Source organism: Pseudomonas edaphica, assembly GCF_965277385.1.
GTDB lineage: Bacteria > Pseudomonadota > Gammaproteobacteria > Pseudomonadales > Pseudomonadaceae > Aquipseudomonas > Aquipseudomonas edaphica.
In genome coordinates, this window is the sequence record NZ_OZ255725.1 from 4634829 (window position 1) to 4649578 (window position 14750).

Sequence of the window (14750 nt, forward strand, 5' to 3'; positions counted from 1 at the left end):
TGTATAGCTCATCTGGCCGGGGCTGGTGTATCTGCCTACACGTTAGGGGCAAGATTCATACAATAAATGACACAGTTGCGCGTATTTGCCTGTTTGGCCATAGCTGCTAACGTCCCCAAAGCTCCGCTTTTTATACCAATGAGAAAGCGGCCGGACACACTCAGGTACGAGGACAAGAATAATGCAACCTGATTTCTGGAATGACAAACGCGCGGCGGGCGTTCCCAATGATATCGACCTCACTACCTACAAATCGGTGATCGAAGTCTTTGAACGCTCCTGCAAGGCCTTTGCCGACCGTCCGGCGTTCAGCAACATGGGCATCACCCTGACCTACGCCGAGCTTGAGCGCCAGAGTGCCGCGTTCGCCGGCTACCTGCAAAACCACACCGACCTCAAGCCTGGCGAGCGCATCGCGGTGCAGATGCCCAACGTGCTGCATTACCCGATTGCGGTGTTCGGCGCGCTGCGCGCCGGGTTGATCGTGGTCAACACCAACCCGCTGTACACCCCGCGTGAGATGCGCCACCAGTTCAAGGATGCTGGCGTGCGCGCGCTGGTCTATCTCAACCTGTTCGGTTCGCGGGTGCAGGACGTGTGCACCGACACCGAGATCGACTACCTGATCGAAGCCAGGATGGGCGATTTCATGCCCGCCGCCAAAGGCTGGCTGGTCAACACCGTGGTCGACAAGGTCAAGAAAATGGTCCCGGCCTACAGCCTGCCACGTGCGGTGTCGTTCAAGCGCGCCTTGCGCATGGGCGCGGGCCAGGCGGTGGTTCGCCACCCGGTGACGCTGGATGATATCGCCGTGCTGCAATACACCGGCGGCACCACCGGCCTGGCCAAGGGCGCGATGCTCACCCACGGCAACCTGGTGGCGAATATGCAGCAGGCGCGGGCGTGCATGTCCCAGGTCACCGATGACGGCCAGCCGCTGGTGAAAGAAGGGCAGGAGGTGATGATTGCGCCGCTGCCGCTGTACCACATCTATGCTTTTACCGCGAACTGCATGTGCATGATGGTGACCGGAAACCACAACGTGCTGATCACCAACCCGCGTGACATCGGCGGGTTTATCAAGGAGCTGAAAAAGTGGCGGTTCTCCTGCTTGCTCGGGTTGAACACGCTGTTCGTGGCGCTCATGGATCACCCCGACTTCAAGACCCTGGATTTCTCCCATCTCAAGATCACCAATTCGGGTGGCACTGCGCTGGTCAAGGCCACCGCCGAGCGCTGGAAGGCACTCACCGGTTGCTCCATCGGCGAAGGTTACGGCCTCACCGAAACCTCACCGGTGGCCAGCACCAACCCCTACGGCAGCCAGTCGCGGCTGGGCACCGTGGGCATTCCGGTGCCGGGCACGGCGATGAAAGTGATTGATGATGAAGGCCGCGAGCTGCCCCTGGGCGAGCGCGGCGAGCTGTGCATCAAAGGCCCGCAGGTGATGAAGGGTTACTGGCAGCAACCCGTGGCCACCGCCGAGACCCTGGACGCCGAAGGTTGGCTCAAAACCGGTGATATTGCGGTGATCGACACCGATGGTTTTGTCAGCATCGTCGATCGCAAGAAAGACCTGATCATCGTCTCGGGCTTCAATGTGTACCCCAACGAGATCGAAGACGTGGTGATGGCGCATCCAGCAGTGGCCAACTGCGCGGTGATCGGCGTACCGGACGAACGCACCGGCGAGGCGGTGAAGCTGTTTGTGGTGGCGCGCGCCCAAGGTGTGAGCGTTGATGAGTTGAAGGCGTACTGCAAGACCAACTTCACCGGGTACAAGGTGCCCAAGCACATTGTGTTGCGTGAGTCGTTGCCGATGACGCCGGTGGGCAAGATTTTGCGCAGGGAGCTGCGCGACATCGCCTGATGTGAAATGCAATAAAAAATGTGGGAGCTGGCTTGCCTGCGATAGCGATGTATCAGTCACCCGATTTATCGACTGATTCACCGCTATCGCAGGCAAGCCAGCTCCCACATTGCTGTTTATCGCTCTGTAAAGCCCATTCCAGAGCTATTTCTCTGCTTATAGAATCTTTGCTCTAAAAATGACCATTAGATATTCTTGAGTCATGTTTATGACTGTAGGGCCTTCTTTTGGCTCTAGGCGGCCCTTGGCAAAGCTGCTACTCTCGGCGCGCTTTGTGACTTCTCGGCCTGCTTGAAAGCGCCAGATTCACCTAAAAAAACATACACCAATAATAATCGCATCAAATGCGATGATGAATTCGCGTCGCTGAGGAGTGGGCTTCCATGAACGAAGACTTTTGGAAGGATAAGTACCCCGCCGGGATTGCTGCAGACATCAATCCAGACGAGTATCAGAATATTCAGGCGGTACTGAAACAGTCCTGCCAGCGCTTCGCCGACAAACCGGCTTTCAGCAACCTGGGCAAGACCATCACCTACGGTGAACTCTACGAATTGTCCGGCGCCTTCGCCGCCTACCTGCAACAGCATACCGATTTGAAGCCCGGCGATCGAATCGCCGTGCAACTGCCCAACGTCCTGCAATACCCGGTGGCCGTGTTCGGTGCCATCCGTGCCGGGCTGATCGTGGTCAACACCAACCCGCTGTACACCGCGCGGGAAATGGAACACCAATTCAATGATTCCGGGGCCAAGGCCCTGGTCTGCCTGGCAAACATGGCGCACCTGGCTGAAAAAGTCGTGCCCAAGACTGCCGTCAAGCACGTGATCGTCACCGAAGTCGCTGACTTGCTGTCGCCGTTCAAGCGCCTGCTGATCAACAGCGTCATCAAGTACGTGAAGAAAATGGTCCCGGCCTATCACTTGCCCAAGGCGATCAAGTTCAACGACGTGCTGGCCAAGGGGCACGGCCAACCGGTTAACGACGCCAGCCCGGCCAGCGGCGATGTGGCCGTGCTGCAATACACCGGTGGCACCACCGGCGTGGCCAAGGGCGCGATGCTCACCCACCGCAACCTTGTCGCCAACATGTTGCAGTGCAAGGCGCTGATGGGCTCCAACCTCAACGAAGGCTGCGAGATCCTGATCACGCCGCTGCCGCTGTACCACATCTATGCGTTCACCTTTCATTGCATGGCGATGATGCTGATCGGCAACCACAACATCCTGATCAGCAACCCGCGCGACCTGCCGGCGATGGTCAAGGAACTGTCGAAGTGGAAGTTCAGCGGCTTTGTCGGCTTGAACACGCTGTTCGTGGCGCTGTGCAATAACGAGGCGTTCCGCAAGCTGGACTTCTCCGCACTCAAAGTGACCTTGTCGGGCGGCATGGCCCTGCAACTGGCTGCGGCTGAGCGCTGGAAAGCCGTGACCGGCTGTGGCATCTGTGAAGGTTACGGCATGACCGAAACCAGCCCGGTGGCCACCGTCAACCCGATCCAGCATATCCAGATCGGCACCATCGGCATTCCGGTGCCTTCCACCCTGTGCAAAGTCATCGCCGACGATGGCACCGAGTTGGCGCTGGGCGAAACCGGCGAGCTGTGTGTGAAAGGCCCGCAGGTGATGAAGGGCTACTGGTTGCGCGACGACTCCACCGCCGAAATGCTCGACAACGAAGGCTGGTTGAAGACCGGTGACATCGCGATCATCCAGCAAGACGGCTACATCCGCATTGTCGACCGCAAGAAAGACATGATTCTGGTCTCCGGTTTCAACGTCTACCCCAACGAACTGGAAGACGTGCTGACAAGCCTGCCGGGCGTGCTGCAATGTGCGGCCATCGGCGTGCCGGATGAAAAATCCGGTGAGCACATCAAGATCTTTATTGTGGTCAAGCCAGGCGCGACCCTGACCAAGGACCAGGTCATGGAACACATGCGCGCCAACGTCACCGGCTATAAGGTGCCCAGGGCCGTGGAGTTCCGTGATGCATTGCCGACCACCAACGTGGGCAAGATCCTGCGCCGTGAGTTGCGCGATGAAGAGCTGAAGAAGCTGGGCCTTAAAAAGTAACCCATAAAAAACCCCGCTGATGCGGGGTTTTTTATAGCTTGAGCTGGAATACAGTCCAATGTGGGAGCTGGCTTGCCTGCGATAGCGGTGGAACAGCTAGCCCAACTGTGACGGGTATACCGCCATCGCAGGCAAGCCAGCTCCCACATGTTTTAATCGAGTTGTTACAAGGCGAACTGCGCGAAGCCCACGCCAGCACCTGCCGGGCGCACATCCTTCAAGAACGAATCCTTATCCGCGCTCAGCTCCAGGGTAATCTCCGGCTTGCGCTTGCCCGCGTTGCGCACCACCAACCCTTCGATGTGTTCGCGCAGGAACGCCGTCGGCACTTTCAGGTGCAGCAACTGGTCAGTCTCGGCGTTGTGCATCAACAAGTGAACCCACTCGTACTGGCCCACACCAATGCGCACCAGCGGCAGGTCGAACCACCAGATGTTGCGTTTGCTGTCCAGGTCGGTGAAGTGGCAGTTGTTGACGCCGAGTACGGCACCGCCCAGTTCCTGGTTTCTGCGGGCGATGGCCTGTGCTTTATTGAGTTTCATAACCTTCCTACGGGATCTGTTATTCAGCGTTATAGCCTGAATGTGCCGGGCATTCTCATGGGTTAGCGGCAAAACATAAAGCCAAACCTGTCGCCGGCGATGAAATGCGCTCTGAAAATAATTGAAACTCTGCCGAACGGCCTCGGGTCAATCTTTAGGTAATGACCAAAACCCTTGATTGTTCTTTCGGAGAAATACCATGAGCAGCACATCGGATAAGGCAAAAGGTTTGGCCAACGAAGCCGTTGGTAACATCAAGCAAGGCGTTGGCAAGGTAACTGGCAACGACAAACTGCGCGCAGAAGGCGTGGTTCAGGAAAAGAAAGGCGAAGTGCAGAAAGCCGTCGGCGACACCAAAGATGCGGTAAAAAAAGCCGTCAAGTAACACTGAATCGCCGGCTGGATTCATCCAGCCCGACGGCCATCTACGGATGGCCGTTTTTATGTGAAGCGTGCAACTAAAGTTTGGAAATTGTTTCAAAGTCGCCAAATGGGCTACTTTGATGTAGAAAACGGCCCCTGAGTCGCCCACGACCTCACCCTTTTGCGGCGAAAGGAGACGCTATGATTTTTCCGGTACTAGACGGCCTCAAGCTCCACAAAGTGCTGCTGCGCACCGTCAAGGAATTCGTCGATGACGAAATGCCCACCTACGCCTCGGCACTGGCCTACCAGATGCTGTTCTCGCTGTTTCCCTTCCTGCTGTTCCTCATTGCCCTGATCGGCTTCCTGCACCTGCCGGACTTTTTTACCTGGCTGCGCATGCAGTCGGAACTGGTGTTGCCGCCCCAGGCGCTGGAGCAGGTCAACCCGGTGATCGACCAGTTGCAGCAGTCCAAGGGCGGTTTGCTCTCGGTGGGTATCGTGATCGCGCTGTGGACCGCCTCGGCCGGCGTGCGCCTGATGATGAGCGCGATGAACGCCGCCTATGACGTGGTCGAAGGCCGGCCGATCTGGAAACGCTTCCCGCTGTCGATTTTCTACACTGTCGGCATCGCCGGCATGTTGCTCGCTGCTGCCGCACTGATGGTGCTCGGCCCGCAAGTGATGGAATGGCTCGCCGGGCAGATCGGCATGCAGGAATTCGTGGTCACCTTATGGACCATCCTGCGCTGGCCCTTGATCGTGATTCTGCTGATGTTCGCCGTGGCCCTCATGTACTACGTGATGCCCGATGTTGAGCAAAAATTCCGCTTTATCACCCCAGGCTCAGTGCTGGCCGTGGTGGTGTGGATCATCGCCTCGCTGGGCTTTGGTTATTACGTCAAAACCTTTGCTGACTACAACGCGATGTATGGCAGTATCGGTGCGATCATCGTCCTGCTTCTGTACTTCTATATTTCCGCCGCCGTGTTGTTGCTCGGCGCGGAGATGAATGCCGTGATCGAGCACATGTCGGCCGAAGGCAAGGACCCAGGTGAAAAGGAATTTGATGAAGACAGCCACACGAATGAAAAACAGCACGTCTCAGGCCTGGGCCGGGACCACTCCAAGCCCACTACCGATGAAGTCTGATCGATGATCCGTGAAATCCTGAAAATGGGCGACGAGCGCCTGCTGCGCATCGCGCCACCGGTTCCGCCGGAAATGTTCGACAGCCCTGAGCTGTGGCAGTTGATTGATGACATGTTCCAGACCATGGAGCACGTCGGCGGTGTCGGCCTGGCCGCGCCGCAGATTGGTGTGGACCTGCAGCTTGTTATCTTTGGTTTCGAGGCCAGCGAACGCTACCCGGATGCGCCGCCGGTGCCGCAGACCATCCTGATCAACCCGCTGATCACGCCGCTCAGCCCGGTGCTCGAAGAGGGTTATGAAGGTTGCCTGTCGGTGCCGGGCCTGCGTGGCGCGGTAGATCGTTACCAGCAGATTCGCTACGAGGGTTTCGATCCCAAGGGCGAGCCGATCGTGCGCGTTGCCGACGGCTTCCATGCACGGGTGGTGCAGCATGAATGCGATCACCTGATCGGCCGGTTATACCCCTCGCGGATTACCGACTTCAGCAAATTCGGGTTTATCGAAGTGATGTTCCCGGATATGGATCCCACGGCTGACGAGTAACCCTCAGGCACACTGAGATAAAAATGTGGGAGCTGAGCTTGTGTGGGAGCTGGCTTGCCTGCGATAGCATCGCCTCGGTGACACTGATAAACCGAGGTGCCTGCATCGCAGGCAAGCCAGCTCCCACACAAGCCAGCTCCCACATCTGGAATGCATTCCAAACAGAGTTATCGGGCGGGTTTAACGAACCGCAACGTCATCCGATCCGACTCGCCAATCGCGACATACCTGGCCTTATCCTGCTCCCCATACCGCAACGACGGCGGCAATGTCCACACGCCGCCCGGGTAGTCCTTGGTGTCCTTGGGGTTGGCATTCACCTCGCTCTGCCCGGCCAGCTTGAACCCGGCGTCCGTCGCCAGCTTCACCACTTGCGCCGTGGTCAGGTAGCCGCTGTCCTTGATCGCTTCCAGGTCCGCGCCGTCTTTGGCCCGGTGATCTTCCACGCCCAGCACACCGCCTGGTTTGAGCACGGTGTAGAACGCGCTGAAGGTCGCTGGCGCGGTGCCTGCGTCTACCCAGTTATGCACATTGCGAAAGGTCAGCACGGCGTCCACCGAAGCCGGTTTGCCGAGCACCGGGGCTTTTGGGTTGAACTCGACGACTTCGGCCTTGGCATAGCGCGCAGGGTCGGCGGCGAATTTGTTTTTCAGGTTCTGTTCGGACGTCGCAGCATAAGCACTGCTGCTGGCAGCTTGCACGGCGGCGATGTAATGGCCGTGGTCCTTGAGCAGCGGCGCGAGAATTTCGCTGAACCAACCGCCACCCGGGGTGATTTCGATCACGCTCTGTGTGGCGCTCAGGCCGAAGAACTCCAGGGTTTGCTGCGGGTGGCGGTAACCGTCACGCGCGCTATTGGCCGGGTCGCGCCAACTGCCGGCCAGCACGCTGGCGTATTTCTCGGCGGTAATCGGCGCATTCGCTGCCTGGCTCAAAGCCGGAGCGAGGAGGGCGGTAAGAGACAGCGCTGCAAGCGTGGTTTTCATGATCATCCTGTAAGGGGCCACTGTGCTGTCGAGGCTAGCACGGGCCTTGCACGGGCCGATCACACATTATCCGCAGTGGACCTCACTAAAAGGTCTAAGCCCATGGCGATCATTGGCTTGTTGCGTTTGTAGCGCGCCAGGCGCTCACCCAGCGATTGGGGCAGGGTGGTTTCCTGGGTGAAACCCATATGTTGATAGAGCCCTTCCAGCTGCGGATGACACAGCAACCACACCGTGCCTTCCACATCGGCCACTGCCGCAGCAATCAACCGCGCCGCCAGCCCGTGGCCGCGATACGCCGGGTCAACAAACACGCCGGTCAGCCATTGCCCTCCCACCACAGGCGTAAGGCACAACCCGGCGACAATCTCGCTGTCACGCGCCACCCACAAGCGGCCGCCCTTGAGGGCCTTCATCGGCGAATTATGGCGGCGGTAAAACTTGTTCAGCAGCGGCCACAGTGGCTCTGCCAGCAGTTGGATGTGCAGTTCGGGCATGGTGTTTGAGCAACGTAATCAAGGGCCGCCGATTATAAGCGCCTTCTGCCGGGCAATAGGTGGTATACCCAGTGTTACATCCCCTTCACGTGGAGCATGCATCATGGCCAAAGGTATGGATTCAAAGAAAGCCGCGAAGAAAAAGCCGGCAAAGACCGCCGATGAAAAACGCGCCGACAAAAAAGCCAAAAAGACTGAAACCGGCCTGTTCGGTCACTGAGTTACAAGCTTAGAACCAAACGATCTGCAAGATTTTTGCGCCTCACTGCACAGAGCAGGAAACACCTGCTCTGAGCTGCCGATGGCCAACTACCTTGATCTGACCCAACGCCGGGAAATCGAAGCCCTGGCACGCAGTTTTACCGCAGTCACCGAATGGCCGACCTGGCTGTTGCTGATCGGCGTATATACCGGCTGGTTCGCCGTGATCCTCGCCAGCCACTGGCTGGGCCTGTGGCTGAGCACCGTGTTGTTGATCCCACTGGTGACACTCTGGCTGTCGGTGCAACACGAATTGCTGCATGGCCATCCCACCCGTTCGCTCCTGTTGAACAAACTGCTCGGCTACGCGCCGTTTGCCGTGTGGTATCCCTACACGCTGTACCGCGACAGTCACCTGTTGCACCATAACGATGAAGACCTGACCCTGCCGGGCATCGACCCGGAAAGCCGCTACCTCAATCAACACCAGTGGGATAACAGCTCGCTGCTCAAGCGCGGCGTTCACTGGCTGACCAAAACCCTACTGGGGCGTTTTCTGCTGGCATCGCCGCTGGCCATCGCCCGATTGGCCCGTCATCAACTCCAATGCCTGCCCCAGGTGTGGCCAATGTGGCTGGCCCACGGCGGCGTGACAATCCTGATGCTCAGCTTTATCGCCCACTCCAGCGCCATCCCGGTATGGCATTACCTGCTGCTGGTGACCGCGCCAGCCTTGTCCCTGGCGTCGATCCGTTCCTACTATGAACACCGCCCGCACCCGCAGCCGGAACAGCGTACGGTGCTCAACGAAGCGTCCTGGCCGTGGACCTGGCTGTTCCTCAATAACAACCTGCACCTGGTGCACCACGACTTGCCCAAGTTGCCCTGGTATCTGCTGCCCACGGTCTACCGGGCGCGACGTGAACAATGGGTCGCGCGCAGTGGCGGCTTTCTGGTGCAGGGTTATGGCCAGTTGATCAGCCGCCACGGCCTCAAGGCCATCGACAGCCCAAGGCACCCTTTTGCGTGAGAGACGACCATGAGTGACCACTACGCCGAGTTGTTGATGTACGTCGCGCCCGCAGCGGTGCAACAGGCCAACCAAGCGTGGCTTACGCGCATTTTCCAGCGCCTGAACCTGAACCGCCGTAACGCTGACCACCTCGACCTGCACGGCCTGTGGCTCGCGCCCGAGCTGCTGGTGACCCAAACCTGTGGCTACCCGCTGATGACCCAGCTGCGCGGCAAAGTGCGCGTGATCGGCCGCCCGCGCTATGAGCTGGCCCACAGCAGCCAGGGCGAACATTGCAGCCTGCTGCTGACCCGCGAGGACAACCCGCTTAACGAACTGGCGGACTTCTACGACAGTCGCGGCGTGATCAACGGCCACGACTCCAACAGCGGCATGAACCTGCTGCGTGAACGCCTGGCACCGCTGCAACGCGACGGCCGTTTCTTCGCCAGCGTCGGCATCAGCGGCGCCCACCGCGAAAGCCTGCGCTGGCTGCGCGAAGGCCGCGCCGACCTTGCCGCCGTCGACAGCGTGACCTACGACTACCTCGCCCGTTTCGCCCCCGAAGAAGTGGCGGGGCTGCGCATCGTCACCCGCAGCGCGCCGAGCCCGACCTTGCCCTTCATCGGCCCGCTGCACTTGAGTGATGAGCAAGCGGCGCACATTCGTGAGGTAATGAATCAGGCGTTGCAGGATTTACCGCACGTGGTCGCAACCCTGTGCATCCAGGCAGTTCTGCCTGCCAGCGAAGACGACTATCAAGTCCTGCTGAACTATCAACAAGCCGCCGCCACTGCCGGCTACCCGCACCTACGCTGATCGACGCTGATCGTGCGAACAATCGGTTATATAAGAATGAATTTTAAATATTATTAAAGAATAAGCAGCCTTGCTAGGATCGCTCCACCGGAACACCGGACATAACGCGCAACCTTCTCAGATGGAGCCACTATGTCCGGCGCCGACACTTCTCACAGCGATTACGTGGGCGGATTGTTCCGCAGTCATTACGACTGGCTGTGCAGCCGTTTGCACCGCCACCTCGATTCCCGCGCACACGCCGAAGACATCGCCGCCGACACCTTCGTCCAACTGCTGAGTTCGCCCGGCGTGCTGCCGATTCGTCAGCCCCGCGCCTTGCTCACCACCATCGCTCAGCGTTTGATGTACCAACTGTGGCGTCGCCGTGACCTGGAACGCGCTTATCTCGGCGCCCTGGACAACGACGAAACCTGCAACGCACCGTCGCCTGAAGACCTCGCGCAATTGCTCGAAGCCCTGCAGGCCCTCGACCAATTGCTCGACGGCTTGCCGGCCAAGGTCAGGGCGACCTTTTTGCTTTCGCAGCTCAATGGCCTGACGTATCCCGAGATCGCCGCCAAATTGGGGATTTCCCAACGCTCGGTCAGCGGCTACATGGCCCGCGCCCTCAACCGTTGCCTGCGCCAGACGCCCGGCCAGCAATACAGCTACACGCGGCTCAGTTATGACTTTTAAACAACTTGAGTGGCACACCGATCCAGTGTGGGAGCTGGCTTGCCTGCGATAGCGATGTTGAAGCCACCATCGCCATCGCAGGCAAGCCAGCTCCCACCGTTGATCTCCTGTGTTCCGGAAAATGAGGTTCTGCATGAAAACAATTAAAAACCTGCTCGGTGGCTCGCTGCTGGCTCTCGCTGTCCTGGCGCAGCCAACCCAGGCCGCCGAGGCCATCAAACCCATCCACTTCGGCGACATCACCTGGGAAAGCGGCAGCCTTATCACCGAAGTGCTGCGCCTGATCGTCGAGAAAGGTTACGGCCTGCCCACCGACACCTTGCCAGGCAGCACCGTGAGCCTGGAAGCCGCCCTGGCCAAGGACGACATTCAGGTGATCGGCGAAGAATGGGCCGGGCGCAGTCCGGCGTGGGTCAAGGCCGAGGCCGAAGGCAAAGTGTTCGGCCTGGGCGACACGGTCAAAGGTGCCACACGAAGGCTGGTGGGTGCCCGAATACGTGATCAAGGGTGATGCCGAACGCGGCATCAAACCGCTGGCGCCGCAGCTTAAGTCAGTGGCTGACCTGGCGCGCTACAAGGACGTATTTCGCGACCCTGAAGACCCGAGCAAAGGCCGCTTCCTCAACAGCCCCACCGGCTGGACCTCGGAAATCGTCAACAGCCAGAAGCTCAAGGCCTATGGCCTGACCGATACCTTCGTCAACTTCCGCACCGGTTCCGGCGCGGCGCTGGATGCTGAAGTGGCCTCCTCGATCCGCCGTGGCAAACCGGTGTTGTTCTACTACTGGTCGCCGACGCCACTGCTGGGCCGCTTCAAGCTGATCAAGCTCGAAGAACCGCCGTTCAACGCCGACGCCTGGAAAACCCTGGCCGACGCCAACAACCCGCACCCCATTGGCACCCGTTCGATGCCTGCACACTTGGCGATTGGTGTGTCGGCGCCGTTCAAGGCGCAGTACCCACAGTTAGTCACCTTCTTTGAAAAAGTCGACCTGCCGATCGACCTGCTCAACGGCATCCTCGCGCAAATGAGCGAGAAACGTGAACAGCCGCGCCAGGTCGCGCTGGCGTTCCTCAAAGAGCAGCCGCAAGTGTGGCAGCAATGGGTGCCTGCGGATGTCGCGGCCAAGGTCAAAGCTGGCCTGTAGCTGATCGTTCCCACGCTCCGCGTGGGAATGCATCCCGTGGCGCTCTGCGTCACGATTTTAGAGCGGGACGCGGAGCGTCCCTGGCGGCATTCCCACGCAGAGCGTGGGAACGATCGGAGGTAACAATGATGGTTAAGTTTTTCAGTGTGGTCCTGGCTTCACTTGTGTTTTCGGCAGCGGTGTCTGCGGCCGAACCGTCCACCTTGCGCATCGGCTACCAGAAAAGCTCGGTGAGCATGGTACTGGCCCGTGAGCACAAACTGTTCGAAGAGGCGCTGCCCGGCACCCAGGTGCAGTGGACTGAATTCCTCGGCGGCCCGCCACTGATCGAAGCGCTGAACGCCGGCAGCCTGGACATTGGCAATATCGGCGACATCCCGCCGATCTTCGCCCAGGCCGCCGGCATCGACTTGCAGTACTTCGCTGTCGAGCCCAATGAAGGCAAAACCGAAGCGGTGCTGGTGCCCACAGCCAGCAGCATCCAAAGCGTGGCCGAACTCAAGGGCAAGCGCGTGGCGCTGCTCAAGGGCTCCAGCGCACACAACCTGTTCCTCAAAAGCCTGCTGCGCGCGGGCTTGCAGTGGAAGGATGTGAATGTGGTGTACCTGTCGCCGTCCGACGGCCGTGCTGCGTTTGAACAAGGCAAAGTCGACGCCTGGGTGGTGTGGGACCCGTACTACTCGGCAGCCGTGGTCGATGGCTCCGCCCGCGTATTGGGCGACGGCCAGGGCCTTAACCCGGCCGGCAGTTTCTTTGTGGTCAACAGCCCGTTTGCCAAACAGTACCCGCACGCCGTCGCCACCATCATCAAGACGCTCGGCAAGGCCCAGCGCCTGTCTCTGGACCAGCCCGAAGAAAGCATCGCCTTGATGGCCAAGACCCTGGGCCTGCAACCGGCGGTGGTCAAAAGCTACTTCGAACACCGCTCGCCGGAGCCGATTCGGCCGCTGCAGGCCATCGACATCGCCAATCAGCAGCGCACCGCCGACCTGTTCTTCGCCAACGGCCTGATCCCGAAAAAGGTCGATGTGCAGCAAATAGTCTTCAAGGCTCTAAACCAATGAACATCAACTGTGGGAGCTGGCTTGCCTGCGATAGCGCTGGCCCAGACAGCACATCATTGCCTGACACACAGTCATCGCAGGCAAGCCAGCTCCCACAGTGGATTGCATTTCAGGTCATGGATTTTCAGCGGCCAGCGCTGCAATCACGGCAGGCCGTGCGCCAACGCGTTGCATAAACGCCGTCAACGCCGGCCACGGCTGCAGATCAATGTCATGAACCGCCGCCCAGCGCAGCAGCACAAACAAATACGCATCCGCTACCGAGTACTGCTCGCCCAGCAAATAATCCTGACGCTCCAGCGTCTGCACCAGAAACGCAAAACGCTTGAACAACTTGGCCACAAACGTGGCTCGCACTTCGCCTTGGATCGCCGGGTTGAAGAAAATCCCCAGCCCGCCGTGAATCTCGCTGGCGATGAAATTCAGCCATTCCTGCAAACGTACACGCTCCCAGCTGCCATTGGCCGGGGCCAACCGGGCGGCGGGTTTCAGGTCGGCCAAGTATTGCAGGATCGCACTGGCTTCGGTCAGCACCTGGCCGTTATCCAGTTGCAGCGCCGCCACATAGCCCTTGGGGTTTATTTGCAGGAAGTCTGCGCCATCGGCAGTGGTTTTGGCCTTGTTATCGACCCTTACCAAGTCGAACGGCAGCGCCAATTCGCGCAGCACGATATGGGGGGCGAGGGAACAGGCATTCGGGGAGAAATACAATTTCATGTGGGGCTACTCGGTTGAATTTGCGCCAGTCTCACGGGCATGGCACCGTGGGTAAAATTAAACCTTCAGACCCCACCCATAAGGACAGCTACTGCCATGATGAACCTGATGCACTGGCGCTTGCTGGTGGCCGTGGCCGATCAAGGCAGCATTACGGCGGCTGCCGAGCAAGTGGGCATGACCCAGTCCGCCGCCAGCCAGGCCATGGCCAACATGGAGGCGACTTTGGGGGCGCAATTGTTCACGCGCGAGCCGCGCAAGACCTTGCCCACCGCGCTCGGGTTGAGTGTGATCGAACAAGCTCGCGTGATGATGGGGGCGTTGCAGGCGATTCGTACAACGGTCGACGACGCTCGGCCGCTGCTGCGTGGGAGTATTCGCATCGCCAGTTTCCCGATGGTGATGGCGACTTTTCTGACGCCGCTGCTGCAGCGTTTTCGTCAGCTGAACCCCGGTATTGAAGTGACCACGCTGGATGTCACGGACAGTGAAGTGCTCACCTTGCTTGACGCCGGCCTGATCGACCTGGGCGTGGTGCTCAACCCCAAGCCCGAGCGCAACGCCAGCGTATTGGGGCGAGATTGCTGGATGGCCGTGTTGCCGACCGATCATCCCTTGGCGCAGCGCCCGGCCAACGCCAGCGTGTCGTTTGAGGCGCTGCTGGAGCAACCCTTTGTACTTGCCACCGGCGGTTGCACCGCCAGTGCCCGCAGCTTGGCGGGCGCTGCGGGGCTTACCCTGCGCGATATTCGCGTGGAAGTACGCGAGTGGAACAGCGCCTACAGCCTGGTACGCGAAGGCGTCGGCGTCACGCTGGTACCTGAAATGGCCTTGCCGGTAAAGCGCAATGGCTTGCGCGTGATGCCGCTGACCGTCCCGCTGTATCGCGAATTTGCCTTGGTCGGCTCGCCCGCCCGGCCGCCTTCAGCCGCGGCAAGCGCATTGTTAAAAATGCTGGCTGACTAGTGGCCTTGCATAGCGCCAAGCCCTGTCTATGCTCACCCAGAACCGTTGATGACGTTTGGCATATAAAGCGTTTCGGATGGTTATTTCCCCATGAAGGTTAGCCAGCACTATCCAAAA

Annotated in this window: 14 protein-coding genes and 1 pseudogene; 11 read left to right on the forward strand and 4 right to left on the reverse strand. The window is 59.4% G+C overall.

Going from position 1 to position 14750, the window contains the following annotated elements; all coding sequences use genetic code 11:
• Nucleotides 1-181 precede the first annotated feature (181 nt).
• Complete coding sequence (gene fadD2, locus ACQY47_RS21080; RefSeq protein WP_017139194.1) at nt 182-1870, forward strand: long-chain-fatty-acid--CoA ligase FadD2; 1689 nt, start codon at nt 182-184, stop codon at nt 1868-1870.
• Nucleotides 1871-2253: 383 nt separating this feature from the next.
• The gene (gene fadD1, locus ACQY47_RS21085) at nt 2254-3945 is read left to right on the forward strand and encodes a long-chain-fatty-acid--CoA ligase FadD1 (protein ID WP_170039766.1); all 1692 of its coding nucleotides are present in this window, start codon (nt 2254-2256) and stop codon (nt 3943-3945) included.
• Nucleotides 3946-4109: 164 nt separating this feature from the next.
• Here fadD1 and ACQY47_RS21090 read toward each other — a convergent pair whose 3' ends face one another.
• Nucleotides 4110-4487, reverse strand: a complete 378-nt coding sequence (locus ACQY47_RS21090) for a hypothetical protein (RefSeq protein WP_017139196.1) — start codon at nt 4485-4487, stop codon at nt 4110-4112.
• A 199-nt stretch (nt 4488-4686) separates the two neighbouring features.
• Here ACQY47_RS21090 and ACQY47_RS21095 point away from each other — a divergent pair, with 199 nt between their 5' ends.
• The 3 genes from ACQY47_RS21095 (at nt 4687) to def (ending at nt 6545) form a co-directional block, all read left to right on the forward strand.
• On the forward strand, nt 4687-4872 hold the full coding sequence (locus ACQY47_RS21095; RefSeq protein ID WP_003213044.1) for a CsbD family protein: 186 nt from the start codon (nt 4687-4689) through the stop codon (nt 4870-4872).
• A gap of 179 nt (nt 4873-5051) precedes the next feature.
• Nucleotides 5052-6002, forward strand: a complete 951-nt coding sequence (locus ACQY47_RS21100) for a YihY/virulence factor BrkB family protein (protein ID WP_017139198.1) — start codon at nt 5052-5054, stop codon at nt 6000-6002.
• A 3-nt stretch (nt 6003-6005) separates the two neighbouring features.
• Nucleotides 6006-6545: a peptide deformylase gene (gene def, locus ACQY47_RS21105; RefSeq protein ID WP_286839396.1), complete on the forward strand. Its 540-nt coding sequence runs from the start codon at nt 6006-6008 to the stop codon at nt 6543-6545.
• Between the two features lie 167 nt (nt 6546-6712).
• On the opposite strand, the gene ACQY47_RS21110 is transcribed toward def, so the two are convergent.
• Together ACQY47_RS21110 and ACQY47_RS21115 are read right to left on the reverse strand one after the other, a co-directional pair.
• Nucleotides 6713-7531 carry a class I SAM-dependent methyltransferase gene (locus tag ACQY47_RS21110; protein WP_428551545.1) on the reverse strand — a complete coding sequence of 273 codons (819 nt, stop codon included), beginning with the start codon at nt 7529-7531 and terminating at the stop codon, nt 6713-6715.
• A 59-nt stretch (nt 7532-7590) separates the two neighbouring features.
• A complete protein-coding gene (locus ACQY47_RS21115; RefSeq protein ID WP_138452722.1) occupies nt 7591-8028 on the reverse strand; it encodes a GNAT family N-acetyltransferase in 438 nt (145 codons plus the stop codon).
• Between the two features lie 301 nt (nt 8029-8329).
• Here ACQY47_RS21115 and ACQY47_RS21120 point away from each other — a divergent pair, with 301 nt between their 5' ends.
• The 5 genes and pseudogenes from ACQY47_RS21120 (at nt 8330) to ACQY47_RS21140 (ending at nt 12950) form a co-directional block, all read left to right on the forward strand.
• On the forward strand, nt 8330-9259 hold the full coding sequence (locus ACQY47_RS21120) for a fatty acid desaturase (RefSeq protein WP_428551549.1): 930 nt from the start codon (nt 8330-8332) through the stop codon (nt 9257-9259).
• A gap of 9 nt (nt 9260-9268) precedes the next feature.
• Nucleotides 9269-10060, forward strand: coding sequence for a phosphate/phosphite/phosphonate ABC transporter substrate-binding protein (locus tag ACQY47_RS21125; RefSeq protein ID WP_428551552.1), 792 nt, complete (start codon nt 9269-9271; stop codon nt 10058-10060).
• A 132-nt stretch (nt 10061-10192) separates the two neighbouring features.
• Nucleotides 10193-10738, forward strand: a complete 546-nt coding sequence (locus ACQY47_RS21130; protein WP_428551555.1) for a sigma-70 family RNA polymerase sigma factor — start codon at nt 10193-10195, stop codon at nt 10736-10738.
• Nucleotides 10739-10871: 133 nt separating this feature from the next.
• A pseudogene (locus ACQY47_RS21135) lies at nt 10872-11886 on the forward strand (ABC transporter substrate-binding protein).
• A gap of 128 nt (nt 11887-12014) precedes the next feature.
• Entirely contained in the window at nt 12015-12950 is a 936-nt protein-coding gene (locus tag ACQY47_RS21140) for an aliphatic sulfonate ABC transporter substrate-binding protein (RefSeq protein ID WP_017139207.1), read from the forward strand.
• A gap of 114 nt (nt 12951-13064) precedes the next feature.
• On the opposite strand, the gene gstA is transcribed toward ACQY47_RS21140, so the two are convergent.
• Nucleotides 13065-13667 carry a glutathione transferase GstA gene (gstA, locus tag ACQY47_RS21145; RefSeq protein ID WP_428551558.1) on the reverse strand — a complete coding sequence of 201 codons (603 nt, stop codon included), beginning with the start codon at nt 13665-13667 and terminating at the stop codon, nt 13065-13067.
• A gap of 96 nt (nt 13668-13763) precedes the next feature.
• On the opposite strand from gstA, the gene ACQY47_RS21150 reads away from it, so the two are divergent.
• On the forward strand, nt 13764-14633 hold the full coding sequence (locus ACQY47_RS21150; protein WP_428551561.1) for a LysR family transcriptional regulator: 870 nt from the start codon (nt 13764-13766) through the stop codon (nt 14631-14633).
• The last annotated feature ends 117 nt before the right edge of the window (nt 14634-14750 follow it).